This is a genomic window from Ectorhizobium quercum (genome assembly GCF_026552795.1).
Lineage (GTDB): Bacteria > Pseudomonadota > Alphaproteobacteria > Rhizobiales > Rhizobiaceae > Ectorhizobium > Ectorhizobium quercum.
This window is the reverse complement of record NZ_JANFPI010000006.1, coordinates 320905-345775: the sequence shown is the minus strand read 5'-3', so window position 1 is coordinate 345775 and position 24871 is coordinate 320905. Positions and strand designations below refer to the sequence as shown.

Genomic DNA, 24871 nt, shown 5'->3' with positions numbered 1-24871 from the left:
ACAGGGGAAAGCCGGCAAAGCTGGTGATCATCGCCATCGCAAGACGCCTGCTCGTCGCACTTAACGCCCTCCTCAGGGACAACCGGACATTCCAGCCTTGACAACCAACGACACAGTTGCTCGGGCTCGAGCCGAGGGTCCATGCCACGGGTGCCGCGTGGATGCTCGGGTCGAGCCCGAGCATGACGGAAGAGAGGGGGCAATATCGTGAAGGCGCCCGCCGGACGCCTTCTCCTCTTGACGGACCGGCCGCCCTCTCAGGCCGTGACGGCCTTTTTCTCCAGCGCGACCGACAGCGCGAAGACCGCCAGGCCGACCAGCGACAGGACGGCGCCGACATAGCCGGTGGCGGCATAGCCGAAGCCCCAGGTGATGACGAGGCCGCCGAGCCAGGCGCCGAGCGCATTGGCCATGTTGAAGGCGGAATGGGTCGAGGCGGCGGCAAGCGTCTGGGCGTCGCCGGCCACGTCCATCAGGCGGGTCTGCACGGCGGGACAGGCTGCGAAGCCGCAGCCGGTGAGGAAGACGCAGATGCACAGCATGACCGGGCTGGCGGCGGTCAGCGAGAACACGGTCATGACGACGACGTTGAAGACCAGCATGCCGAAGATTGTGCCGTTGAGCGACAGGTCCGCCAGCCGCGAGCCGACGATATTGCCGACATTCATGCCAACGCCGAAAAGGGCGAGCACGATGGAAACCGTCGCGACGGAAAGATTGGCGACGTCCGTCGTCGTCTTGGCGATGTAGCTGAAGATCGAGAACATGCCGCCGAAGCCGGAGGCGGCGACGGCGAGCGCCAGCCAGACCTGAACGCGGCCGAAGGCGCCGAGTTCGCGCCGGACGCTGGCGCCTTCCCTGACCGTATCGCGCGGCTGGAACCACCACAGCAGCGCGACCGTGGCCGCGCCGATGATGCCGACCAGCATGAAGGCGGAGCGCCAACTGAATATCTGGCCGAGGAAGGTGGCGATCGGGGTGCCGATCAGCGTTGCGATGGTGAGGCCGAGCATGACCCTGCCGACCGCCCGGGCGCGCCGGTGGGCCGGCACCAGCGAGGCGGCGACCAGCGCCGCGACGCCGAAATAGGCGCCATGCGGCAGGCCGGTCAGGAAGCGCAGGATGGTGAAGCTGAGGAAATCCGGCGCGACGGCGGAGAGGATGTTGCCGACCGCGAACGTCGCCATCAGGCCGAGCAGCAGCGTGCGGCGGGGCATGCGGGCGGAAAGCACGGCGATGATCGGCGCGCCGACCACGACGCCCAGCGCATAGGCGGTGATGACATAGCCTGCCATCGGAATGGAAACGCCGTAGGTCGCCGCCACATCCGGCAGCAGGCCCATGATGACGAATTCGCCTGTTCCGATGCCGAAACCGCCGACGGCGAGCGCAAGCTGGATCAGCAGGATCGCCGTCGGTGTGAGGAAGGCGGGCGCCTGAACTTCTTCATGGGGAATGAGACTGACGTCATCGGCAACGGCGATCTTGCTCACGGTGGCTCCGTTCGGTTCGGCAGGACGAAACCGCGTCCGGTCGGGCTGACGGACACGGTCGGGGTGCGGGTCATTACGAGGTGTGCCGTTTGCGCGGCGGAAAATGTGGGGTGGTTCGAGCAGGGGATGGGGGACCGGGTGTGCGGGCGCGGGTTCTCCAAGCCTGATCGATTTCAGCGGTTATCTGACAATCGGCAAAATGCGTCCAGTGTGATTTTCGCAAGGCAGGCTAGCAAAGAACGATGGGCTGCGGCCGCCCTGTTGATGCCGCTTGCCGGCAACCTTTAGGATGACGAAACGTTTTGCTCGCACCTGCATCCGATTCGAGGCGTCCCGATCGATGAAATTCAAGGCATTTTTCAATCGCGACGGGGGCACCTTCCGCACCACCGACATGGAGGCGTTCGCGCGCCGCACGGCGGATATCTTCGAAGCCGCCGGGCATGAGATTTCGGTGGCCGTGGTGTCGGGCGAAGAGATCGCGCCGGCCTTGCGGCAGGCCGCCGAGACCGGCGGCATCGACGGCATCGTCGCCGGTGGCGGCGACGGCACGATTTCCACCGCCGCCGGCATCGCCTGGAAAAGCGGGCTGGTGCTCGGCGTCGTGCCCGCCGGCACGATGAACCTCTTCGCCCGCTCTCTGAAACTGCCGCTCGATCCCGAGGCGGCACTGCATGCCCTGGCGAAAGGGCAGGTCGCGGCGGTCGATATCGCCAGCGCCAACGGCCGCCCCTTCGTGCATCAGTTTTCCGCCGGACTGCATGCGCGCATGGTGCGCTATCGCGAGCGCATGGATTACGCATCGCGGCTGGGCAAGATCAGGGCGACTGCCCGGGCGGCATACGGCGTGATCCGCAACCCGCCGGCCTTCGACGTGGAGTTCACCATCGGCGGCGAGCACCACCGGCGCCGCGTGTCGGCCGTTTCCGTCTCGAACAATGTCTTCGGCGGCAATCCGTTTCTGGTGCCGGACGACGTGTCGGGCGGCAGGCTGGGCTTCTACGTCGCCGATGCGCTGCGGCCGCCGGGCGTGGCGCAGCTTGCCCTCGACATCCTGCGCGGCCGGCTGAAGGAGAACGAGGCGGTCGCGCACTGGGACACGCCGGAAGTGGAACTGCATTTTCCGCGGGCGGCGCGCTCCAGCCGCTGCGTGATCGACGGCGAACTCGTGCCCATGCCGCACGAGGTGCTGCTGAAAATCCATGCCGGCGAATTGCGGGTTCTCACCGGCTCCCCGCCCGGCGCCTGACGCTCCGCCCGGTGCCGGCCCCGTTGCGGGCCGGCGTCAGAGGCGGGGCAGATAGGTGCCGTAATCGAAATCCGAGACCGTGCGCAGGAAGGTCAGCGCTTCCTTGCGCTTGGTGTCGGCATAGAGCTTTGCATAGGCCGCACCGAAAATATCGGCCATCGCCTGCGACCCCGCGAAGGTCTCGACGGCGGTCAGGAAATCATGCGTCAGCTTTTCCGTTTTCGGCGGCTCCTTGCCGGGCTCGCTGGCCGGGCCGGGATCGAGCGTCTGTTCGAGGCCCTTCAGCATGCCGCCGAGAATGGCGGCGAGCAGCAGGTAGGGATTGGCGTCGGCCCCCGCGACGCGGTGTTCGACGCGCGCCGCCGGACCGTCCTTTTCGGGGATGCGCACCGCGGTGCCGCGATGGCCGAAGCCCCAGTCGATATCCGTCGGCGCGAAGGAGCCGGGCTGGAAGCGGCGATAGGAATTGGCGAACGGCGCGAAGACCAGTTGCGACTCGCGCATCGTGTTCAGGAGACCGGCGGTGACGGATTTGAGCTTCACCGGCTCGCCGCCCTTCGCGTCCAGCACGTTGTTGCCGTCCTTGTCGACGATGCTGGCATGGACGTGCAGGCCGGAGCCGGCATGCCCCGTATAGGGCTTGGCCATGCAGGTGGCGCGCAGCCCGTGTTTTTCGGCAGCCCGGGCGGCGATGCGCTTCAGCATCAGACAGTCGTCGGCGGCGGCCAGCGCATCGGCGCGGTGCAGGAGGTTGACCTCGAACTGGCCGGGGCCGAACTCGGCGGTCGTCGCATCGGCGGGAAGTCCCTGCGCGGCGGCATAAGCGCGCAGCGTGTCGAGATAGGGCGTCAGCGCCTCGACCGCATCCATGTCGTAGAGCTGGAAGCCGTTCGGCTGGCCCTGAAAGGTGAGGTCGCGGGGCGGCTGCGGCCTGCCCGTGTCGCGCCAGCCGCTGTCCTCGTACACGTAGAATTCCAGCTCTGTGGCGACCACTGGCGTCAGGCCCAGCGCGTCGTAGCGCTTCAGGACGCTGGCCAGAATGCCGCGCGGATCGCAGAAATGCGGGGTGCCGGAAAGCGTGTGCATGGTGGCGAGTGCCTGCTTCGAACCGGGCGGGGCCCACGGCATCGGGGCGAGCGTGCGCGGATCGGCCAGCACCTGCCCGTCCGGGTCGCCGAGCGTCAGCGAAATGCCGGTCAGGTCGTCGTTGTCGTCGCCCCAGATGTCGAGCGATTGCGTCGAAGCGGGCAGGCGGACCGCGCCGGACCAGACCTTCTTTTCGGCCGAAAGCGGCAGCCGCTTGCCGCGAAGCCTGCCGTTCATGTCGGCGATCAGGATTTCGAAACAGGCGGTCGGATCGGTGCTATCGGCATCCGCTGCGGTGCGGTCAGGGCTCATGAAAAGGTTCCGGTGGGTGGCCGGCGGCGAGCCGGCGCCCTTGCCAAAACCGTGCCTTGAGGTCATGTTCGTAACGCAAAAAACAACGCCTTTCAACGTGGCGTCCAGTCCAGAGAAAATCATGCCCCTTTCCAATCTCGCAGCCATCGACGCCGCCCATCACATCCACCCATTTTCCGACATGAAGGCGCTGAACGCCAAGGGCACGCGCATCATCACGCGCGGCGAGGGCAGCCATATCTACGACTCCGCAGGCAAAAAATATCTCGATGGCTTTGCCGGCCTGTGGTGCGTGAATGTCGGCTACGGCAGGCAGGAGATTACGGAGGCGGTCAATCGCCAGATGAACGAGCTGGCCTATTACAACGCCTTCTTCGGCACCTCGACACCATCGGCCACGCTGCTGGCGGAAAAGATCGCCGGCCACACGGATGGTCATCTCAACCACGTCTTCTTCACCAATTCCGGCTCGGAAGCCACCGACACCTGGCTGCGCATCGCCCGCGTCTACTGGCAGGCGAAGGGGCGGCCGGAAAAGACGGTCGTGATCGCCCGCAGGAACGGCTATCACGGCTCGACGGTCGCGGGTGCTGCGCTCGGCGGCATGAAGCACATGCACGAGCAGGCGGGCGCCGGGGTGCCCGGCATCGTCCATATCGGCCAGCCCTACTGGTATGCCGAGGGGGGCGAGCTTTCGCCGGAAGAGTTCGGCCTGAAGGCGGCGAAGGAACTGGAAGACAAAATCGCCGAAATCGGCGCGGACAAGATCGCCGCCTTCGTCGGCGAGCCGATCCAGGGTGCCGGCGGCGTCATCATCCCGCCCGAAACCTACTGGCCGGAAATCGACCGCATCTGCAAGGAAAACGACATCCTGCTGGTCGCCGACGAGGTGATCTGCGGCTTCGGCCGCCTCGGGGAATGGTTCGGCCACCAGCATTTCGGGGTGAAGCCGGATCTCGCCCCCGTCGCCAAGGGACTGTCCTCCGGCTATCTGCCGATCGGCGCGGTGCTGATCGCAGATCGCGTCGCGGACGTGCTGATCAACGAGGTCGGCGATTTCTTTCACGGCTTCACCTATTCCGGCCATCCGGTCTCGGCGGCGGCGGCGCTGGAAAACCTCCGCATCATCGAGGACGAGAAGCTGGTCGAGCGGGTGCGCGACGATATCGGCCCCTATTTCGGCAAGGCGTGGAAGAGCCTCGAGGACCACGATCTCGTCGGGCAGGCGGAGAATGTCGGCCTGATGGGCGGCCTCCAGATGGCGGCGGACAAGATGACGCGCCAGCGCTTCGGCAAGGCCGACGATCTCGGCTCCTATGTCCGCAACGTCTGCCTCGACAACGGCCTGGTCCTGCGCGCCACCGGCGACCGCATGCTGGCCTCGCCGCCGCTCGTCATCACCGAGGAGGAGGTGGATTTCATGGTGAAGGTCACGCGCATCGGCCTCGATGCGGCATGGAAGGTCAGGCAGGATTATGTCTGAGCACGACCATCATTATGCGGTGAAACTCGTCTGGACCGGCAACCGGGGCGAGGGCACGGCGAACTACCGCGCCTATGGCCGCGATCATGTGGTCTCCGCCAGCGGCAAGCCGGATATTCCCGGCTCATCCGACCCGGCCTTCCGGGGCGACGCCGCCCGCTGGAACCCGGAGGACCTGCTGGTCGCCTCGCTGTCCGCCTGCCACAAGCTCTGGTATCTGCATTTCTGCGCCGTCAACGGCATCGTCGTCACGGCCTATGAGGACGATGCCGAGGGCACGATGGTGACGGACGCCGACGGCGGCGGCCGCTTCACCGGTGTGACGCTGAAGCCGGTGGTGACGATTTCCGCCGGCGATCCCGAAAAGGCGCTTGCCCTCCACCACGACGCCCACGAAAAATGCTTCATCGCCAATTCGGTGAATTTCCCGGTCGCCTGCGAGGCGAAGGTGGTGGCGGGGTAAGGTCGAGCAGCATCGCGCAACGGGTCTCGCGGCGCAGGCCGTGGGCGGCCTCCTCGTCCAGAATTTTACGGAGCCGCGCGGGCGTTTCGTCCTCGTCCGGCACCCGAAACCCCATCCTTTCATAAAAAGGCCGGCTCCACGGCACGTCGCGGAACGTAGTCAACGTCACGGCGGGAAAACCCGAACGGCGCGCCGCCGCGATGGCCTGTGCCACGAGCCGTCGCCCGAACCCGCGCCCCTGCTGGTCGGCGCGCACGGAAAGTTCGAGGATGTGCAGGGCGTCCGGGCAGGCTTGCGCGTTGAGGAAGCCGACGGGGACGTCGCGGTCGTCGACCGCCACCCATGCGGTGCCGCCGGCGATCAGTTCCGCATGCCGTTCCTCCGATTGAACGTCGTCGCCGGCAACCCATTCGAATTCCGGCACGGACAGGAAAGCCTGTCCGGCCAAGCGCTCGATTGCCGGCAGAAGCGATGCGTCCTGCGCCCGAGCTTTCCTGATTCCGGACATCGGTCTCCCGGCAGATTACTGGAACGCCGTCTCGTAGAAGCTTCTGAGCTTGCGCGAGTGGAGCGCTTCCGTGGGCATGTCGGCGAGGATCTGGATGGCGCGGATGCCGATCTGGAGATGCTGGCTCACCTGCGTGCGGTAGAAGGCGGTCGCCATGCCGGGCAGCTTCAGCTCGCCGTGCAGCGGCTTGTCGGAGACGCACAGCAGCGTGCCGTAGGGCACGCGAAACCGGAAGCCGTTGGCGGCGATGGTCGCCGATTCCATATCGAGGGCGATGGCGCGCGACTGCGACAGCCGCTTCACGGGCCCGCGCTGGTCGCGCAGTTCCCAGTTGCGGTTGTCGATGGTGGCGACGGTGCCGGTGCGCATGATGCGCTTCAGGTCGAAACCGGAAAAGCCGGTGACCTGGGCAACGGCGCCTTCCAGCGCCCGCTGTACTTCCGAAAGGGCAGGAATCGGAATCCAAACCGGCAGGTCGTCGTCGAGAACGTGGTCCTCACGCACATAGGCGTGGGCGAGCACATAGTCACCCAGCCGCTGGCTGTTGCGCAGGCCGGCGCAATGGCCGAGCATCAGCCAGGCATGCGGGCGCAGAACCGCGATATGGTCGGTGATCGTCTTGGCGTTGGAGGGGCCGACGCCGATATTCACCATCGTGATGCCGCCGTGGCCCTTCTTCTTGATGTGATAGGCCGGCATCTGCGGCAGGCGCACCGGCTGGCTGAGGGTGGGCTCCGTCTGGCCGGCTTCGGTGACGATGTTGCCCGGTTCGACGAAGGCGGTGTAGCCGTTGCCGCCCTCGGCCATCTGCTGGCGGGCCCAGGCACAGAACTCGTCGATGTAGAACTGGTAGTTGGTGAAGAGCACGAAATTCTGGAAATGCTCGGCCGCGGTCGCCGTGTAATGCGACAGGCGGGCCAGCGAATAGTCGATGCGCTGGGCGGTGAACGGCGCCAGCGGCGCGGGTTCGCCCGTCACCTGGTCGTATTCGCCATTGGCGATCAGGTCGTCGGTATTGTTGAGGTCGGGCGTGTCGAACAGGTCGCGCAGAGGCATGTCGGCCAGCGACGCGGAGGCCGAGGCCTCGACATGGGCGCCTTCGCCGAAGGCGAAGTGCAGCGGAATGGGCGTGGCCGATTCCGAGACGATCACCGGCACGCCGTGGTTCTTCATCAAGAGGTCGAGCTGCGTCTTGAGGTAATGGCGGAAGAGCCTCGGGCGGGTGACGGTGGTGGTGTAGACGCCCGGCGACGTGACGTGGCCATAGGACAGACGCGAATCGGCAAGGCCGAAGCTGATCGTCTCGATGGCGACCTGCGGATAATAGGCCCGGTAGCGGCCCGTGACGGGGCCGCCCGCGGCCAGCGCCTCGAACCCGGCCTTCAGAAAGGCGGTGTTGCGGTCGTAGAGTTCGGTCACGGCGTCGACCGCCTTGGCCGGGTCGTCGAAGACCATCGGCTCGACCGGCTCGGGGCTGATGAAGAGGAAGGGCGCGCTGGAATGGATTCGTGTGCTCATGAGGCATTATAAATTGAAGATGGTGACAGGCAAGCGGGCTTGTCGCGGCCTGTCCTCAGAATTTTGCCGGTTGCGAACGCCGGCGGCCTTTACAGGGCGTAGACGCAGTTCGCGCTTGCCGGATGCAGGCAACCGATTTCCGTGCCGAGCTGAACCCGGCGATTGTCGCGGGCGGTCCGTTCGACCAGCGCGGCGAACAGCAGCGCGAAAATGACCATCGTCAGCGTGAAGATGGCGAGGCGGCGGATGGAATGGGTCATGGCGTGCCCTCGTTCTGTCTGTTCCCGGACACTGTTTTGCCATGAGTTGGCTGAACCGCGCCTGATCCGGCGGTTCAGCCAGCGTTCAAAAGCGTTAACGGCCTTCCGTCACAGGCGCGTCCAGTTCTGCGACTTGCAGAACACCTTCATCACGCATCCCTTCATTCTCAGCACGTTGCCGGAAACGCTGCCGGAGCCGCTATAGGTCTTGTCTTCCTGCGGGTCGGTGATGGAGCCGGTATAGTCGGCGCCCCGGCCCGAAAGCCTGCCGATCTGCTTGCCGGAATGGGCGCCGGTCTTCAGCGTGATGCAGAAGGCGCCGCCACAGGGGGCTATGGCCGCGGTCTCGCCGCTTGCCGTCTTCCAGTTGCCCTCGATGGGCTCGGCGGCAGCGGCCGGCCCGGCAAGGCCGGCCAGAAGCAGGGCCGCAAGGAATGTCTTCATGTGCAGTATCCTCCCGATTGCCGTATACGGGCTGCTTCTCCTCCCGGCAGCGCGTCCGGCCGATTGCGTTTGCGCCGCTTTTCGGACGGCTCGGCCATCCTGACAAAATTTCCGTAAACGTAAAGGTCAATTTTCGGATGCCGGACGGCGCCACGGGGAGGCGTTTCGCGCCGGATTTCTTGCGTGTCCGGTGCAGGCGGCCTTCGCACATGGTTAGGAAAGCGTTGCGGCCGCATCGTGAAGAGCCGGTAAACAACAGCGCTAATCCATTGGCTTTGCGGCATTGCGATGTTTAACAAAAACCCAATTTTACCAAGCATTTGGATTTTGTTTGCCCCATATTAATCATGGATTTTAGCGCAATTTTGAATCGTCTTTGAGAGAGTGATCCCAACAAACGGACAGGGAAAACCTGCCGCTTTCGAGGCGCCGGTAAGATCGGAAAACCGGCAGGGCGCACCGAAGGACCCGCAAGGGGAAAACAGGAAGAAAATGAGTGGAAACAGGGTTTAAGGGATCAGACCAATGGCACGCTTTGACGCTCAGAATACCGAAATGGCCACCATCGGTGGCGAAGCCCGCGCCGAGATCTTCTGCGAGATGGGCCTGATGTACGCCACCGGCCGGGGCTGCGAGGTCGATATGGTGGCCGCGCACAAGTGGCTCAACATCGCCGCCATCAAGGGTTCGGAGCGTGCTGCGGAACTGCGCGCCGAACTGACCCAGACGATGCGCAAGACCGATCTGGCCGTCGCCCTGCGCGCCGCCCGTGAATGGATGACGATGCACTGACCGGCCAGCCGGCCTGCGGGGAGGGCGAGAGGCGGAAACTGCCGCTCTCCACGAACACGAAAAGCCTGCGAGGGGATGGGACATGGCAGGGCCGCGCTTCGGCTGCCGTCCGCATGAAGGAAACCGCGACCGGCAGAAACAAGGCCGGCGCGGTTCTTTCGCGTCCGGGCCGGGCGTTCAGAGCGTTTTCAGGACTTCGGGCAGGGCCTCTTCGAACGCTGCCATGTCGGCATCGGGGCCCGCCGAGACGCGGATGCAGCGGTTGAGGGGCGCAACGCCCGGCATGCGGATGAAGACGCCCCGCGCGCCGAGGCCGTTGACGATGGCGCGGGCGTAATCGCCGTCGCGCCCGCAATCGATCGTCACGAAATTCGTCGCCGAGGGCAGCGGCTGGAAGCCGTTCGCGCGGGCGATGGTGCCGATGCGCTCGCGCGATGCCCGGATATTATCGATCACCGTTGCCAGATAGGCCTGATCCTCGAGCGCGGCGAGGGCGGCGGCGATGGAAATGCGGGTCATGCCGAAATGATTGCGGATCTTGTCGAAAGCCTTGATCGTTTCCGGCGCGCCGATGGCGTAGCCGATGCGCGCCCCGGCCAGCCCGTAGGCCTTGGAGAAGGTGCGGGTGCGGATCACGTTCGGCAGGTCGATGAGGCTGGCGATGGCGGGGGCGGTGCCTTCCGGCGCCGTTTCGATATAGGCCTCGTCCAGAACGAGCAGCGTGGTTTCCGGCAGGGCGCGGGCGAATGCTTCCACCTCCGCCGCGCTTCGCCAGCTTCCCATCGGATTGTCGGGATTGGCGAAATAGACGAGCGGCGCGTTCTCGCGCCGGATGGCGTCCAGAAGTGCGGCCGGATTTTCCCGGTCGTCCTCGTAGGGCGCCGTCACCAGCCGCCCGCCGAAGCCGGCCACATGATAGTTGAAGGTCGGATAGCCGCCGAAGGAATTGACGACCGGCGTGCCGGGATCGACGACCATGCGGACGATCAGGCCGAGCAGGCTGTCGACGCCTTCGCCGACAGCGACATTCTCGGCCTTACACCCCAGATGGGCGGCCAGCGCCTGCTTCAGCTCGAAATTTTCCGGGTCGGCATATTTCCAGGTCTCGAGCGCTGCCCGGCCGATGGTCTCGATCACCGAAGGCGCCGGGCCGAAACCGTTCTCGTTCGCGCCGATCCGCGCCTTGAGGGCGATGCCGGTCTGCCGTTCGATGGCTTCGGGGCCGACGAAGGGCACGGTCGAGGGAAGGGAGGCGACAAGCGGCGTGAATCGGGAAAAGGCGGGCATTTCAGGGCTTTCGGGTGCGGCGTTGAACGGCCGACACCATAGGCATTCATGCGATGCAGGCAAGAACGAAATTTCCCCGGACGCCGGGCGATTGGCGAAAAATTTCTCGACTCAGCTTTCGAAGCTCAGGCGCCGCACATGGTGCAGAAACTCGGGGTCGATCAGCATGTTGAAGCCGACGGTGACGATCTCGCCCTCGCGGCGGGTGACGGTGCAGCCGATCTCGTCGCGGATGCCGAGAATTTCCAGAAAGAAGTGCGACGGCAGCTCCACCTTCGGACTGACTTCCAGCTGCGCTCCGTATTGCGAGAGCTTGCGGATCACGCACCGCACGGAGTTCGATACGCTCAGCCGGCGGCCGACGAAGACGATCTTGCCGGGGCGGTCGACCGCGAAATTCTCGTACAGGTCCTCCGGTGTGGCCGCAGGATCCTCGGGCACTCTTATCTGTAGCGGCATGGCACCCTCCCGTGCCTTGTCTTGATCGGTTCCAGAATAGCGCAACTTCCTTCTCTGGAGGTGAACAGGACCGTTAAAATATGACTGGCGTGCGTAAATTGGCCGCAACTGCCGAAAGAATAAGCGCCTATCCTTGTGCCGGACTGACGCGCGAAATCTGCCGCCGGCATTTCCCTCAAAGTCTTATCGCGGGCCTGTCGCCACGACCTTCAAATCCGGCCGCCTGATTTCAAGGCCAAGGCGGTGCAGAGCCGAGCGGTGCTGTTCGCGGCAGGCTTCGATGAAGCCCGGTCCGCAGAAGGAGGCGATCTGCAATGTCAGCGTCAGGACGCAGAAGCCGCCGCTGCCGCGAATCGCAATGGTCGCCAGCGCCGCGCCGAGCGGCGTTTCGCCGTCCCGCACCGTTTCGAAGAAGGCGATCCGCTCGCCCGCGCGGATGTCTATATAATGGCGCTCGATGCTGATATGGGCATCGACGCTGGATGCGCCGCCGATCACGTCCGTGCCGCCGGGGCAGAACTCCATCCTGTCCATGCGCGCCGGCCCGCCGTCGGAAAGGCCGCACCAGCGCGCCCGGCTGTCGTCATCCGCCCAGGCAGCGAAAATCCGCTCCGGATGCACGCTGTAATGGTGCTCGAAGCTCAGTGTTTCGTGGATGGTTTCTGCACCGCTCGGCATAGGTTCCCGCATTCCTGTTTTGGCTGATGATTGCGCGTTTTGACGCTGTCTGTCCAGTTGACGCTGGCACATCGTGGCGTTACCCCTGCCACGCTTGAATTTCAGGGATCGGAAGCGGAGACGGATATGACGGACAGGCTGGTCATCGTTGGTGCGGGGCAGGCGGCGTTCGCCCTGGCCGCCAGGCTGAGGGCCCTGAAGGACGAGCGCCCGATCGTCATCGTCGGCGACGAACCCGTGCCGCCCTACCAGCGTCCGCCGCTCTCCAAGAAATACCTGCTCGGCGAGATGAGCTTCGAGCGCCTGACCTATCGCCCCGATGCTTGGTATGGAGAGAACGGCGTGGAACTGCGGCTTTCCACCCGCGCGGTCGGGATCGAGCGCGCCGGAAAGCGGCTGATTCTGGAACAGGCCGGGGAAGGCCACGATGCGGTTTCGGGTGGAAAGGCGCCCGAGGGCGGTTCTTCGCTCGACTATGGAACGCTGGTGCTGGCGACTGGCGCCACGCCGCGCCGGCTGCCGGCTGTGATCGGCGGCGATCTGCAAGGCGTGTTCGAGGTGCGCAACAAGGCGGATGCCGACCGTCTGGCCGTCGAAATGCAGCCGGGCCGCCGTCTTCTCGTGGTGGGTGGCGGTTATATCGGGCTGGAGGCGGCGGCGGTGGCGCGAAAGCTCGGCCTCGACGTCGTGCTGATCGAGGCGGCGGAGCGGATTCTGCGCCGCGTCGCCGCGCCCGAGACGGCCGATGCCATGCGCGCCATTCACGAAGCGCATGGGGTCTCCATTCTGGAAAGCACCGGTCTGGTGCGCCTGATCGGCGAACGCGGCCGGGTCGTCGCGGCCGAACTGAGCGACGGCACGCGCGTCGACGCCGACTTCGTCGTCGTCGGCATCGGTGTCGATGCCAATGATGCGCTGGCCCGGGAGGCGGGGCTGGAGGCCGGCGGCGGCATCGTCGTCGATGCGTTCGGCCGCACCTCCGATCCGCATATCTATGCGGCGGGCGATTGCGCCGTCTTTCCCTTTCACGGCCAGGCGACGCGGCTCGAATCGGTGCAGAACGCCGTCGACCAGGCCGAGGCCATTGCCGCCGTGCTCGCCGGCGAGCCGAAGCCCTATGTGCCGCAGCCGTGGTTCTGGTCCGATCAGTACGACGTGAAGCTTCAGATCGCTGGCTATAATGCCGGCTACAGCGAAACGCTGGTGCGTCCCGGCGCAAGGGCCGGAAGTCTTTCCGTCTGGTACTTCCGCGCCGGCGCGCTGATCGCCGTCGATGCGATCAACGACGCCAAGGCCTATGTCGCGGGCAAGAAGATGATGGAAAGTGGCATCACGCCGCCGAAGGAGGCGCTGACCGACCCCGCCTTCGACCTGAAGCAGCTTCTCGGCTGAGGGTGCCCGCACGATGCCTGCGCCTTTCCGTCGGCGCGAGGCGGCCGGTGCGCGACCGGAATGTGATTCCCTTGCGGCCGGCGACGACCCGCCATTGCCGAAATGCTGGAAAAGCGAGACGCGCCGGAATTTGCACTTGATCGGCAACACAAAACCACATAATCAGGCCGCACCGGAGAGGTGGCCGAGTGGTCGAAGGCGCTCCCCTGCTAAGGGAGTATACGTCAAAAGCGTATCGTGGGTTCGAATCCCATCCTCTCCGCCACTTTCAAGTCGCGAACCTGCCACGAGGCCCCAGTGCGGGGCTTTTTTCTTTTTATCTCAAAGGAGTTTGGCGGCTGAGTCCGCCCTGCGGAGACTGGCGCTGCGGCTGATATTGGTCTCTGAACGGCCAGCGTCTCTCTTCGAGCGCCCTGCCCGCACAGTAGGTCGGGTTCAGAAAATGGCGCCATACCAGTATCTTAACAAAACCAGCCTCGGCGAAGTTGAAGTGGAGACATCCGGTAGGCGGCGGATCGGAGACACCGGCAGGCGGCGTGGTCTCGCGCAGCAGCGCGGGCAAGTATGCAGAAGGCGGCCGAAATAGGATTCCCTCATTTGCCACAATCGCTTAGAGTTATCCACAAAAGGGTATGAGGCATGGCACAGAAATCTGAGATCGAGTGGACGGACGCGACATGGAATCCGGTCACCGGCTGTACCAAGGTCGGTCCGGGTTGCGACAACTGCTACGCAGAGCGCTTTGCGGAACGCTGGCGTGGCATTGCCGGCCATCCCTACGAACAGGGCTTTGACCTGAAGCTCTGGCCCTCGCGGCTGGAGCAGCCCTTCCTGTGGAAGAAGCCTCGCATGATCTTCGTCAATTCGATGAGTGATCTCTTCCATAAAAACATCGACCGCATCTTCATCGACCAAGTGTTCGACGCCATGGAGCGTGCGGACTGGCACGTCTATCAGGTGCTGACCAAGCGCAGCTCGCTCATGCGCAACTATGTCCGAGCGCGCTATTCAGGTGGTCCGGTACCACGTCATATCTGGCTTGGTGTCTCGGTGGAGGATGCTGCACATACCAGCCGTGTCGAGCATCTGAAGGGAGTCAACTCAGAGGCGCGCTTCATTTCGTTCGAGCCTCTGTTGGGGCGGATTGAGGAGGTAGACCTGCGCGGCGTCGCTTGGGCAATCGTCGGTGGCGAAAGCGGTCCTGGTGCCCGACCGATGCAGGCCGACTGGGCACGACGGCTCCGTGACATCTGCGATCGCGACGACGTGGCCTTCTTCTTCAAGCAATGGGGCGGTGCCCGGCCGAAGTCAGGCGGCAGACTGCTCGATGGCGAGGAATGGAACGGGTTCCCATGGCAGATAGTCCCCAAACCGATTCTTGATGCGCTTCAACCCGAGGGCGTTTGATGCGGCTTAACATCAACCATTACCAGGGCCGCGAACAGTCGTTTATCAAACACCTATTTTTGCAGAAATATCTGGAAAACGCGGCTTACAAGCTTTTCCAGGGGCGCTCGCCCGTCTTCAATTTTGTCGATGCTTTCGCTGGTCCTTGGCGGAATTCAGACTCCGAATCCCTGTCAGACACATCGTTTGCTCTCGCGTTGACAACACTCGAGAATGTCCGACGTATTCTCGCGAACCTCGGTCACTCGAACCTTAGGGTGCGCTTCCGGTTTTGCGAGAAGAACCCCGAGTCTCTCGCCAAGCTCCAAGCATTTGCAACAAGCAAAACTGATTTCGATATCAAGGTGTTCTCAGGCGCGTTCGAGGATAACCTTGCAGGTATTCAGGCAGCTTGCAGCGACGTTCGAGACAGCTTCACGTTCACATTCATCGACCCAACCGGATGGAATGTCGATAGCCGCCCGATCTTCTCGTTTTTGAAGGATCTGCGCGGTGAGGTTCTGTTCAACTTCATGTCGGAGCATGTGAACCGTCATGCGGGATGGGATGGTGTTGCGACATCGGTCGGGCGCTTCCTAGCCGACCCAGCCTGGCGGCCGGCCTTCGAGGCTCTTCCTGACATTTCCAACGAGGAGAAGGTTCTCAGGCTCTTCAAGGCCAAGATGAAGGAAGCGGGTGCCGCCACGCATCTGCCCGACATCGTGATCCGTAAGCCTCGGGAAGACCGCATCAAGATGCGGCTGATCCTTGGCACGCACAATTCGCACGGAGTTTCGGTTTTTCGTGATGTGCAGGCACTCGTCGAAAAGGAAGCCATTCGTACAAGGCAGAACATCAAGATAACCGAGAGCGGCCAACCGTCATTGTTCTCAGAGGAACAGATTATTGAGTTCGAAGCTCAACGCGACGGTGTCGGTTGCGCCGCAAACATGGGTTGGGCGACCGAAACGCTGCTCGGGCTGGTGCGATCACAACCAGGAATCGCGTTCGAAAGCGCTGCGCCTCTCGTCATGGAGCAAGTTCCTGTGCGCGGGACCCACGTCAAGGACATCGCTGTGGGCCAGCACAAGGCGGGCTTTTTGCGTTTCGATTTGCCGCCGGGGAAGCGCAAACCCCAAGCCGACACAAAGCTCTATCCCGCTACATCAGAAGCTGCTGATGACAGGCCGACTTCTTCCCTCTAGCCTAGCGCAATGTCGAACGGGCCCTGGACGGATGAAGAGAACGACCTGATCGTCGCGGATTACTTCGCGATGCTGGCCGACGACATCGCCGGGCGTCCCTACAATAAGGCCGAGCACAACCGGCAGCTTCAGGAACGGATCGACCGCACACGCACGTCGATCGAGTTCAAGCACCAGAACATCAGTGCGGTGCTGAAGGGGCTCGGCGAGGACTGGATCCCCGGCTACAAGCCAGCGTTTAATTTCCAGATGACGCTGGTCGATGCGGTGGCGCGCTGGCTCGCGTTCCATCCCGACTGGCTCGGCCGGATGCCCGGCATGCGTCCGGTCACCGGCCTACAGGAGGCCGCGCAGCTCTGGATCGGCCCACCTCCCACGCTGTCCAACCAGCCACCGCCGCAAGAGCTGGAGCAGATGCTGCACATCGCCCGCAAATTCGATGTCGCGGGCCGGGACGAGCGAAACCGCGCTCTCGGTCGCGCGGGCGAGAAACGTGTTCTGGCGCATGAGCGGGCGTCGCTTCAGGCCGTGGGGCGGGAGGATCTGGCGCGCAAGGTGCGCTGGGTGTCGGAAGAGGATGGCGATGGCGCGGGCTACGACATCGAGAGCTTTGCGCCGGATGGGCGGTCGCGCCTGATCGAGGTGAAGACGACGAACGGATGGGAGCGCACGCCGTTCCTGATCACCCGCAACGAACTGGTCGTGGCCGAGGAACGCCGGTCGGAATGGTGCCTGTTCCGGCTCTGGAACTTCTCGCGCGAGCCGAAGGCGTTCGAACTCCACCCGCCGCTCGATGCCCATGTCGCTCTGACCGCGACGACGTTTCAGGCGAGTTTTCAGTGACGATCAGCCGAATACCTTCTTTGCCTGCTCCGGCCACGGTGCGGCAGTTGCTTCCACGAGGGACATGAGGCTGACCGCCGGAGACACCCGGCCGCAGGTCAGGCGTTTGAGGACGGCGGGCGACAGATAGGCCAATCGCAACTGGCGACTGACATGCCGCTCTGCCAGACCGACAGCCTTGGCGAGATCATGGACGGTGGCGAACTCTCCGGCTTCCATGCGGCGGCGCCAGCTCCACGCCCGGCCGATGGCGCGCAGGACGTGAGGATCGGGAGCGCGGTCTTCGCTCGGATGATAATCCACCGGTGGCAGGAGCTTCGGCCGCCCGTTCTTCTTTCGCACCTTCAGCGGGATCAGCACCCTGATCGTGTCATTGGCTTGTGTCATTACTCAGCAGCCTCCATGCGAACGGGTGCGATCATCTCGCGGATGACCCCACCGATTCCCTCGGCCCGAACATCGACCGCAAGCCCGTCAGCGGTCACGATGACGCGCCGGACGAGCAACTGGATGATCCGCGCCTGTTCCGCAGGAAAAAGCTGGTTCCAGACCGCGTCGAAATCGTTCAACGCAGCGATGGCCTCGGCTTCTCGAACCTGCGGGCCGTCCTGCTGCAAGGCGTCGAGAACCTTCGTCACCACCTCGGGCGTCTGCACGATACGACGGACTTCCGTCACCACTGCGTCCTCGACCATGCCTGCCGGAAGCCGCGACGGCACATCGGATTCGCTATCCTCGCGGTTCCGGATCACATCCATCGAGACATAATAGCGGTAGAGCTTGGTTCCCTTGCGCGTGGCCGTCGGCGTCATGGCTGCGCCAGTTTCGCTGAAGATCAAGCCCTTGAGCAGTGCGGGCATCTGCATCCGGCTGTTGTTTGCGCGCTCGCGCGGACTCTCCTGCAAAATGGCGTGGACGCGGTTCCAGAGCTCGGCATCGATGATGGCTTCATGCTCGCCGGGATATGCTTTCCCCTTGTGGACGGCTTCACCTCGATACACGCGGTTATTCAGCAAACGGTAGAGATAGCCCTTGTCGACCAGCGTCCCCTGCTTGTTTCGGAACCCCTGCGCACGCAGTTCACGGGCCAGCGTCGTCGCCGAGCCGAGTTCGACGAAGCGTTCGAAGATGCGGCGCACCGCGGCAGCCTCGGCCGCGTTGACCACCAGCTTGCGATCCTGAACATCGTAGCCGAAAGGCACATAGCCGCCCATCCAGATCCCGCGCTTCCGCGACGCCGCCACCTTGTCGCGGATCCGCTCGCCGATCACCTCGCGCTCGAACTGGGCGAAGCTGAGCAGGATGTTCAGCGTGAGCCGCCCCATGGATGTGGTGGTGTTGAATGACTGCGTGACGCTCACGAACGTCACTTCGTTCCGGTCGAACACCTCGACCAACTTCGAGAAATCCATCAGCGAGCGCGAGAGCCGGTCGATCTTGTAGACGACCACGACGTCGACAAGCCCGTCTTCGATGTCGGCGAGCAGCCGTTTCAGCGCCGGGCGGTCGAGGGTGCCACCGGAGAAGCCGCCGTCGTCATATCGCTCCCGGATCGTGGCCCAGCCCTCCGACCTCTGGCTGGCGACATAGGCCTCGCAGGATTCGCGCTGGGCATCGAGGCTGTTGAATTCCATGTCGAGCCCTTCCTCGCTCGACTTCCTGGTGTAGATTGCGCAACGCAGGCGGCGTTTCGGGTTGACCATCACGTCCATCAGGCGCCCTCCCGCTCACGCAGGCCGAAGAAGCGGTAACCATTCCAGCGGGTGCCGGTGATCTCCCGAGCCACGGCAGAAAGAGAGCGGAACCTTCGGCCCTGCCATTCGAACCGGTCGTTCATGACCGTCACGGTGTGCTCGATCCCGTTCCATTCACGAACGAGGCGGGTTCCCACGACCGGATTGCGCGGATCGACGATCTGGTTCTTGCCGCGTCCGATGCCTTCGATCTCGTCCGCCAGCAGGTCGAGCATTCGCCTGGTGTCACGGTCGGGGCCGCCGTAGGCCAGCTCCTGGATGCGATGTCCGATGCGCAGCTCGAGAAAGGCACGGCTGTTGTTCGGCGCGCGCCCGCCGAACAGAGCCTGCCAATCGGCCTTCAGCTCCTTCACCGATTTGGCCTTCAGCGCCGTCAGTCTGGCGAGCACCGTTCGGTCGACCTCGGCATTCATGCCGGGGGCCTGCGCCATCATCCTCTTGTCATGCTTCATGAATTCCTCCGATGCGGATGCGTTTTCCGCGACGAGCACCGCTCTTTCGGGGGCGGAAGTCCACAAAACAGTCTCCGGGTTCGGCAGATAAAGAACTTGCCTTCCCTGTCTCGAGCCGAACCACGCCAGCGGCCAGAATCCGGCCGATCTCGGCGAGTCGGTCCCCGCGCGACATGCGCTCCGGACTCAGAGGATTGGCGCCCGCGAGCGGGCCGTCGAAATGGCTGGACATGGTGGTGGTTCGCGATCTGGATGCTGCCCAAACCGTATAATGAAATCAGAAAAACACAAGTATTTCAATGCATTGTGGACATTGAGCCCTGCTTCGCACGCCCGCGAAAATCTGCGCGACGTGGATCGTGCGAGAACCATCCCAACGAGCAGGGCAATCAGCGAGCCCGGCGAATCAGTCTGCGCGCCCGCCCATGAACCTGTCGTAGGTGTCGGGCGATGCCTCCTCATCGAGATCGGCCATTTCCCATCTCGATGGCGCATGGTCGGGATAGAGCAGCAGGGAGATCGCCATCTCGTTGCTCGGAGAAAACACCGTCATCTCCCGGACCGGCTCGGTGCCGAGCCATACGCCTGGCGCGTGCAGAACACCGTGCCGCCCGGTATCCGCATCGACTTCCCGCGCCGCCAGCGACCCGGCCGGCAATGCGATCACGGTCTGGCGGGCAGCGTAGTAGATCCGAGACCGGATGAGCGGGCCGCTGGACCACGCCCAGTCGATGAAGCCGTCCTTGCTGACGACGATCATGGCGCGCTTGTCGGTGATGGTGAGCCATTTGAGGATCGCGGCGGTGAGCGATACCGCATAGCGATCGGCAAGCTCGGTCATGGTATCGATGTCGACGTCCCGCCCCCTGATCTGTGCGCGGAAATCGTCGAGCGGCATCAGAAGGTAGGACGCGAAGGTGTTGGCCTCCGCCTCGATGGTACCGCGCTCGGCGCTCCAGTCAGCCATGTTGCGGCTCGAGCACTGAAGTCCGCGGGGATGAGCGTGGCGGTGCAGCAGATAGTGGCCGAGCTCATGGGCCAGCGTGAAATTCCGCCGGCCGGGCGACCTGATCGCGTCATTGTAGACGATCCCCCATTCGCCCGAGCCGTTCGGATGTGGCAGCAACATGCCCTCGACGCCCTTCGACAGCGCGGTTCCCTCCACCATGGTGATCGGTGCGTCCGGGAAAACCTGCCGCGAAAAGTCCTTGGCGACCGTTGCCACGTCGATCGGGAAGCGCGGCAGGCCATGGGCCTGATGGACGGCCGAGATCAATTGCGTGAGGCGGATCGCCCAGCCTTGCGGGGTCGTCGGGAAGCTCAATCCTTCTTCCCCCAGAGATCGATCATCTGACTGATCTTCTCCTGATCCTCGGTGGTCAGCTTGCTGAACCTGCGAAAGAAGGCTTCCTTCAGCACTTCGTCACCCGGTTCGGCGCTGTCATCGAGGAGATAGTCGGTGGTGACGGACAGGGCCTGCGCGATGCGGGTCAGCTTTTCCGCCGATGGTTTTCGTGTGTCGCGGTTTTCGAGCTCCCATATGTAGCTCTTGCTGGAGTCCGTCAGGTCGGCGAGCTTGTCGAGGGAGTAGCCCTTTTCCTGCCGATGGCGCTTGATCTTGGCGCCGAGGGACGTGGTCATCTGATCTTCCTTGCATGCCTTCATGGATGGAATGGCGTGTTCGGTATGCCGAACAAAAACGGTTCGCGCAAGTAGACAGCCGGTGATGTTCGATATATATCGAACGATAGCGTATCGCTGCGCGCCGATTCTCTCCTCCTCTGGCCAGGAAAGGGCCTCCCATGACGTCGATCGCCTCCTTCTTCCGCAAGACCCCGGTAACTCGCCTGCAGGACTACTTCACCGCATGCGCATTCACCTCGCTGCCGCCCGTCGATTGGACGAAGCCCGAGGCGGAGGTTGTCGAGCCTTTGATTAAGGCGGTGGATGCCATGAACGAGGATGAGCGCCAGCGCGTCATCCTCGACGCGGGCCGCGTCGCGGCATTGGCCGATGAGCCCGGTCAGACCGCGCTCCAGAACGTGGTGGTCGACCGGGCGACGTTCGACACGCTCGAGGGAGCGAACAACCGTTCGCTCTGGGTGTTCCTGAATGAGAATGATCGGTTTCGTCTTGCCGAGGAGGTTCGTTACAACGATGAGCGCCGCCGCGGGCGCTCGTGGAACGGCTTCGAAGTCGAAAAGGACCGCTCGGTCCGGAAGGATCCCATCTCGGTGGCGGCTTTCACCGCGGCGATCCGGGAACGGTTCGAGACTCCCAATGTCCATGTGGACATCTTCGACCGGCACCGTGTCATCCTCGATGACCAGGAGTGCGAACTCGTTCAGGTGGCGATCTATCGGGAGGGCCGCCCCGAGGACATGCTGGGCTTCGACACCAACAGCAAGCTCGCCCGGCGCATCGTGAGGCCGGTCTTCGAAGCAGCGCTGACCTACGAAGCGGCCACGGGCGTGATCGAGGTCGTTGCCAACACGCGCGAGGATCGGGTGGACCTGACCCGGTTCATGGCGCGGGACCTGCTCGGTATCGAGTTCGCCGAGAAGCACATCCCTCTTCGCGAGTACGATCTGGGCGTCCTGTTGAAGCCGTTCGATTTCCCGACTGACGTGGCGGACGGGATCGAGGGTGTCACGGTGAAGGAGCTGCGCTTCATGGATCTGGGCGATCCCAAGGAGCGTGTCACGCTGGAATCGATGTCGGGCGCCGAACGCACGATCTGGGAGATGGCCAACCACCGGATCGGGCTGGATCTCGGTGGCGGGCCCGGGAGCTTGCACGCACCGGGGCTCTTCGGCGAGGCTCCGGAGTGGCTGATCACCCGTGCACGTTTCACCATCAAGTTTCGGCCCGGACCCGACGGTGGGCGCGGCAAATCCCTGACGCTCACCGTCATCATGCCGCATGGCTGCAACCTCAAGGACATGACGCCGCAGGAGCGCCTGATCGGCGAGAAGTACCTGCGGCGGTGGGGTATCCTGAAGGATGACAGCGATGTCGGCGACCTCGTTGAATAAGGCCTCCATCGACCTGCTGTTCAAAGTACTGGAAGCTCGCGGCACACAGATCGCGGGCGCCACGCTCACCGAATATTTTCCACGGGCGGCGGAAACACTGCTCGCTTCCGGTCTGCTGGCGGCACGCGGACAGGTCCCCGTCGTCGCGGCGATGGATGCCCACGAGGATGAACCGATCCCCGCAGTCTGGTCGTCCGAGCGCAAGGCGTTCGGATATCTCAACAGCGTCGGGCGCTGGATCGAAATCGAGGAAGGTGCGATCTCTGCATATCAGGTCGATCACGCTCGCATGTTCGCTGCAATGCTCATGCCGTTCGAGCGGCAAGGATCCGCGAAGATGACCCCGCTGATCCCCGACCATCTCTGGGACATCGGTTCGATCAGGATGGCCGGGGCCAGGACGCCGGTGCCCGTCTGGTTCGGCCGCCGCCTTGGCGATCCTCACGTCTGGTCCCAGGTCGGCGTCCTTGTGGGTCGTCGGCCGGCAACCGAGAGGCGCATCATTCTCACCTCGACCCGCGGTGACCGTCTGCCTGCGGCACCGGACCGACGGCATGCCCTGGTGGCGGCCGAGGACGTGTTGGAGACCCCGGATCGGTTGGCGATATCTCCGAGGGTTCTTGCCGCGCGGGTTTATCCAGAACAGGCGCAACGGCGATACCCGATCGACTATTCCGACGACTTCGGTACCGTCTGGCTCAGAGACGAGACGTTCGAATTTCGCGGCGACAAGCATCGCAAGCTCCTCGAGCAGCTGTTCGACGCCTACTGGGCGGGGAAACCCGTGCTGCGTGTCACCGTGACACTCGCGGAGGCCGGGTTCTCGGACAAGACGAACAGCCTGTCGAAAGCGTTCAGCGGGCGAGACGACTGGCAGAAGTTCATCCGACAATCGGAAGGGAACTGCTGGATCGAGGTCTGATCCAAGCCATTGGATTTCATGAGTAAGGCCGTCCGGAAGGGCGGCCTTTTCGCATTTCCGGGGCACCTACCGTTTCCCCTACCGCTGCCCTTCCGAAGCCCTACCAGCCCCTCTGCGATCTTCACTCCCGCAGGTTTTCGAACAAACCCGAAGGAGGTTCAGATGGCGCTCAGGCACCTGTCGCAGATCGAGCTGGCAGCTCGCTGGAACATTTCCCACCGCACGCTGGAGCGTTGGCGGTGGACGGGCGAAGGCCCGAAATTCATCAAACTCGGTGGACGGGTCATCTACCGCCTCGAAGACGTCGAGGCCTTCGAGGCCGAACAGGTCCGCGGGTCGGAAGCCGAGCCCCAGCGCCCGATGTCGGCGTGAGGGAGGCGGACACGATGATCCCCAACCGCATCTCCCTCGACGAGCTTCGTCGCATGGCCGTCGGCGACATCGCCGCTCTGCCCGCCGAGCAGCTCGCCCTCCTGCAGGATGAGGCCAGCGAGGCCCTCCGCCGCGCCAAGATGGCCAGCGACTGGCTCGATGGCGCTATCGCGCTCAAATACACTGACCGCGCCGTCATGGCGCGCCTGGAGGCGGCGAAGGACACCGGAACCGTCCGTTTCGATGATGGCACGGTCACCGTGATCGCTGATCTGCCGAAGCGCGTCGACTGGGACCAGGAGAAGCTCGCCGCCCTCGTCGAGCGCATCCGGACCGAAGGCGACGACCCCGCCGAGTACGTCGACGTTGCGATCAAGGTGCCCGAACGCAAGTTCGCGGCCTGGCCCGCGCATATCCGCTCCGCCTTCGAGGACGCGCGCACGGTCCGGACTGGCAAGCCGCGCTTCCGCTTCTCCCTGAACGACGAGGTGACGAAATGACCGCCCCGAACAAGCTGGGCCGGCTGCGCGAGCGCCACTACGGCCTCGACAAGCTGCCCGAGACCGTCCGGATCCCCGCCCTTGGCAACCGCCGCGATGAAACCGTCAAGCCGTTCGAGACCGCGACGGTCGACGATCTGGCCTTCGCTCTCCTCGGCCTGAACGAGCGGGCATCCGCGCTCTATCGCGAGATCGATGCGCTGCGCACCGTTCACGACGAGGCGCGCAAGGCCGGTGCGCTCGGCTCGGACATCGCGATCGACGCGCTGATCGCCGAGACGGGAGGCAAGTGATGGCCCTTCCCATCATCGGTGCCGACGAGCGCCTCGCGCAGCGCAAGGGGATCAAGGGTGTCATCTTCGGCCGGTCGGGCATCGGCAAGACGTCGCTGCTCTGGACGCTGAATGCCTCGACCACGCTCTTCATCGATCTTGAGGCCGGCGATCTGGCGGTCGAGGGGCTGGAGATCGACACGCTGCGGCCCCGCACCTGGAAGGAATGCCGCGATTTCGCGGTGTTCATCGGCGGTCCGAACCCGGCGTTGCGCGAGGATCAGCCCTACAGCCAGGCGCATTTCGACGAGGTCTGCGGCCGCTACGGCGATCAAGCGGTGATCGGGAAATACGAGACCGTCTTCATCGACTCGATCACCGTGGCGGGGCGGCTCTGCTTCCAATGGTGCCGCGGGCAGCCCGAGGCCACGTCGGAAAAGACCGGCAAGCCCGACATCCGCGGCGCCTACGGGCTGCACGGCCGCGAGATGATCGCCTGCCAGACGCTGAACCTCTGGCTCTATCCGGCCAAGGATCGCTCGGGTCGCCTCGATCTTGTCGAACCCCCGCATCTCGGCCGCCTCATGGAGAAGATCCAGCGCCCCGCGCGCCCGGCGTCCGAGCGCCTGTCCTGGCCGCCGGTGATCCCGGCCGATCCCGCGGCCGAGACGGCATCTCCCACTCAATCCACCCTCCAGAACTGAAA

Annotated in this window: 28 protein-coding genes and 1 tRNA gene; 15 read left to right on the top strand and 14 right to left on the bottom strand. The window is 64.0% G+C overall.

The window, feature by feature from the left end; translation table 11 throughout:
• Positions 1-257 precede the first annotated feature (257 nt).
• Positions 258-1457 (bottom strand): MFS transporter, encoded by a 1200-nt coding sequence (locus NOF55_RS18900; RefSeq protein ID WP_370869002.1) that lies wholly within the window; start codon positions 1455-1457, stop codon positions 258-260.
• Positions 1458-1833: 376 nt separating this feature from the next.
• Between NOF55_RS18900 and NOF55_RS18895 the strand changes: the two genes are divergently transcribed.
• Entirely contained in the window at positions 1834-2742 is a 909-nt protein-coding gene (locus tag NOF55_RS18895; RefSeq protein ID WP_306412664.1) for a diacylglycerol/lipid kinase family protein, read from the top strand.
• Positions 2743-2778: 36 nt separating this feature from the next.
• Here NOF55_RS18895 and NOF55_RS18890 read toward each other — a convergent pair whose 3' ends face one another.
• Positions 2779-4140: a glutamine synthetase family protein gene (locus tag NOF55_RS18890; protein ID WP_306412663.1), complete on the bottom strand. Its 1362-nt coding sequence runs from the start codon at positions 4138-4140 to the stop codon at positions 2779-2781.
• 121 nt (positions 4141-4261) lie between these two features.
• On the opposite strand from NOF55_RS18890, the gene NOF55_RS18885 reads away from it, so the two are divergent.
• Positions 4262-5623, top strand: a complete 1362-nt coding sequence (locus tag NOF55_RS18885; RefSeq protein WP_306412662.1) for an aspartate aminotransferase family protein — start codon at positions 4262-4264, stop codon at positions 5621-5623.
• Positions 5616-6086 carry an OsmC family protein gene (locus tag NOF55_RS18880; protein ID WP_306412661.1) on the top strand — a complete coding sequence of 157 codons (471 nt, stop codon included), beginning with the start codon at positions 5616-5618 and terminating at the stop codon, positions 6084-6086. The genes NOF55_RS18885 and NOF55_RS18880 overlap by 8 nt, the downstream gene beginning before the upstream one ends.
• Here the strand turns inward: NOF55_RS18880 and NOF55_RS18875 are convergent.
• The 4 genes from NOF55_RS18875 to NOF55_RS18860 all read right to left on the bottom strand — a co-directional run bounded on the left by NOF55_RS18875 (position 6028) and on the right by NOF55_RS18860 (position 8816).
• A complete protein-coding gene (locus tag NOF55_RS18875) occupies positions 6028-6534 on the bottom strand; it encodes a GNAT family N-acetyltransferase (RefSeq protein WP_306412660.1) in 507 nt (168 codons plus the stop codon). The two genes, NOF55_RS18880 and NOF55_RS18875, sit on opposite strands and share 59 nt — an antisense overlap.
• Before the next feature lie 75 nt (positions 6535-6609).
• Positions 6610-8112 carry an AMP nucleosidase gene (locus tag NOF55_RS18870; RefSeq protein ID WP_306412659.1) on the bottom strand — a complete coding sequence of 501 codons (1503 nt, stop codon included), beginning with the start codon at positions 8110-8112 and terminating at the stop codon, positions 6610-6612.
• Positions 8113-8201: 89 nt separating this feature from the next.
• Positions 8202-8372 carry a hypothetical protein gene (locus NOF55_RS18865; protein ID WP_306412658.1) on the bottom strand — a complete coding sequence of 57 codons (171 nt, stop codon included), beginning with the start codon at positions 8370-8372 and terminating at the stop codon, positions 8202-8204.
• Between the two features lie 108 nt (positions 8373-8480).
• Positions 8481-8816, bottom strand: a complete 336-nt coding sequence (locus NOF55_RS18860; RefSeq protein WP_306412657.1) for a DUF2147 domain-containing protein — start codon at positions 8814-8816, stop codon at positions 8481-8483.
• A 525-nt stretch (positions 8817-9341) separates the two neighbouring features.
• Between NOF55_RS18860 and NOF55_RS18855 the strand changes: the two genes are divergently transcribed.
• Positions 9342-9608 (top strand): SEL1-like repeat protein, encoded by a 267-nt coding sequence (locus NOF55_RS18855; RefSeq protein ID WP_306412656.1) that lies wholly within the window; start codon positions 9342-9344, stop codon positions 9606-9608.
• A 177-nt stretch (positions 9609-9785) separates the two neighbouring features.
• On the opposite strand, the gene NOF55_RS18850 is transcribed toward NOF55_RS18855, so the two are convergent.
• The 3 genes from NOF55_RS18850 to NOF55_RS18840 all read right to left on the bottom strand — a co-directional run bounded on the left by NOF55_RS18850 (position 9786) and on the right by NOF55_RS18840 (position 12032).
• Positions 9786-10895, bottom strand: a complete 1110-nt coding sequence (locus NOF55_RS18850; RefSeq protein WP_306412655.1) for a pyridoxal phosphate-dependent aminotransferase — start codon at positions 10893-10895, stop codon at positions 9786-9788.
• A 111-nt stretch (positions 10896-11006) separates the two neighbouring features.
• Positions 11007-11354 (bottom strand): hypothetical protein, encoded by a 348-nt coding sequence (locus NOF55_RS18845; RefSeq protein WP_306412654.1) that lies wholly within the window; start codon positions 11352-11354, stop codon positions 11007-11009.
• A 183-nt stretch (positions 11355-11537) separates the two neighbouring features.
• Positions 11538-12032 (bottom strand): SRPBCC domain-containing protein, encoded by a 495-nt coding sequence (locus NOF55_RS18840; protein ID WP_306412653.1) that lies wholly within the window; start codon positions 12030-12032, stop codon positions 11538-11540.
• Positions 12033-12158: 126 nt separating this feature from the next.
• On the opposite strand from NOF55_RS18840, the gene NOF55_RS18835 reads away from it, so the two are divergent.
• The 5 genes from NOF55_RS18835 to NOF55_RS18815 all read left to right on the top strand — a co-directional run bounded on the left by NOF55_RS18835 (position 12159) and on the right by NOF55_RS18815 (position 16858).
• Entirely contained in the window at positions 12159-13424 is a 1266-nt protein-coding gene (locus tag NOF55_RS18835; protein WP_306412652.1) for an NAD(P)/FAD-dependent oxidoreductase, read from the top strand.
• Between the two features lie 174 nt (positions 13425-13598).
• Positions 13599-13689 (top strand) — tRNA-Ser (locus NOF55_RS18830).
• A 374-nt stretch (positions 13690-14063) separates the two neighbouring features.
• Positions 14064-14831 carry a DUF5131 family protein gene (locus NOF55_RS18825; protein ID WP_306412651.1) on the top strand — a complete coding sequence of 256 codons (768 nt, stop codon included), beginning with the start codon at positions 14064-14066 and terminating at the stop codon, positions 14829-14831.
• Positions 14831-16015: a three-Cys-motif partner protein TcmP gene (gene tcmP / locus NOF55_RS18820; RefSeq protein WP_306412650.1), complete on the top strand. Its 1185-nt coding sequence runs from the start codon at positions 14831-14833 to the stop codon at positions 16013-16015. Before NOF55_RS18825 ends, tcmP begins: the two co-directional genes overlap by 1 nt.
• Before the next feature lie 9 nt (positions 16016-16024).
• Entirely contained in the window at positions 16025-16858 is an 834-nt protein-coding gene (locus NOF55_RS18815) for a protein NO VEIN domain-containing protein (protein WP_306412649.1), read from the top strand.
• A 3-nt stretch (positions 16859-16861) separates the two neighbouring features.
• Here NOF55_RS18815 and NOF55_RS18810 read toward each other — a convergent pair whose 3' ends face one another.
• The 5 genes from NOF55_RS18810 to NOF55_RS18790 all read right to left on the bottom strand — a co-directional run bounded on the left by NOF55_RS18810 (position 16862) and on the right by NOF55_RS18790 (position 20705).
• On the bottom strand, positions 16862-17245 hold the full coding sequence (locus NOF55_RS18810; protein ID WP_306412648.1) for a ParB/RepB/Spo0J family partition protein: 384 nt from the start codon (positions 17243-17245) through the stop codon (positions 16862-16864).
• On the bottom strand, positions 17245-18570 hold the full coding sequence (locus NOF55_RS18805) for a recombinase family protein (RefSeq protein ID WP_306412647.1): 1326 nt from the start codon (positions 18568-18570) through the stop codon (positions 17245-17247). Before NOF55_RS18805 ends, NOF55_RS18810 begins: the two co-directional genes overlap by 1 nt.
• A complete protein-coding gene (locus NOF55_RS18800; RefSeq protein ID WP_306412646.1) occupies positions 18570-19103 on the bottom strand; it encodes a DUF2924 domain-containing protein in 534 nt (177 codons plus the stop codon). Before NOF55_RS18800 ends, NOF55_RS18805 begins: the two co-directional genes overlap by 1 nt.
• A gap of 367 nt (positions 19104-19470) precedes the next feature.
• Positions 19471-20388, bottom strand: a complete 918-nt coding sequence (locus NOF55_RS18795; RefSeq protein WP_306412645.1) for an ImmA/IrrE family metallo-endopeptidase — start codon at positions 20386-20388, stop codon at positions 19471-19473.
• Complete coding sequence (locus NOF55_RS18790) at positions 20385-20705, bottom strand: helix-turn-helix domain-containing protein (protein ID WP_306412644.1); 321 nt, start codon at positions 20703-20705, stop codon at positions 20385-20387. Before NOF55_RS18790 ends, NOF55_RS18795 begins: the two co-directional genes overlap by 4 nt.
• Before the next feature lie 161 nt (positions 20706-20866).
• Between NOF55_RS18790 and NOF55_RS18785 the strand changes: the two genes are divergently transcribed.
• From NOF55_RS18785 to NOF55_RS18760, 6 genes are all read left to right on the top strand, one after another.
• Entirely contained in the window at positions 20867-22099 is a 1233-nt protein-coding gene (locus NOF55_RS18785; RefSeq protein ID WP_306412643.1) for a hypothetical protein, read from the top strand.
• Positions 22077-23021 (top strand): hypothetical protein, encoded by a 945-nt coding sequence (locus NOF55_RS18780; protein WP_306412642.1) that lies wholly within the window; start codon positions 22077-22079, stop codon positions 23019-23021. The genes NOF55_RS18785 and NOF55_RS18780 overlap by 23 nt, the downstream gene beginning before the upstream one ends.
• A gap of 162 nt (positions 23022-23183) precedes the next feature.
• Positions 23184-23393, top strand: a complete 210-nt coding sequence (locus NOF55_RS18775) for a helix-turn-helix transcriptional regulator (protein WP_306412641.1) — start codon at positions 23184-23186, stop codon at positions 23391-23393.
• A 14-nt stretch (positions 23394-23407) separates the two neighbouring features.
• On the top strand, positions 23408-23893 hold the full coding sequence (locus NOF55_RS18770; protein ID WP_306412640.1) for a hypothetical protein: 486 nt from the start codon (positions 23408-23410) through the stop codon (positions 23891-23893).
• Positions 23890-24186: a hypothetical protein gene (locus NOF55_RS18765; protein WP_306412639.1), complete on the top strand. Its 297-nt coding sequence runs from the start codon at positions 23890-23892 to the stop codon at positions 24184-24186. Before NOF55_RS18770 ends, NOF55_RS18765 begins: the two co-directional genes overlap by 4 nt.
• Positions 24186-24869 carry an ATP-binding protein gene (locus NOF55_RS18760; protein WP_306412638.1) on the top strand — a complete coding sequence of 228 codons (684 nt, stop codon included), beginning with the start codon at positions 24186-24188 and terminating at the stop codon, positions 24867-24869. Before NOF55_RS18765 ends, NOF55_RS18760 begins: the two co-directional genes overlap by 1 nt.
• The last annotated feature ends 2 nt before the right edge of the window (positions 24870-24871 follow it).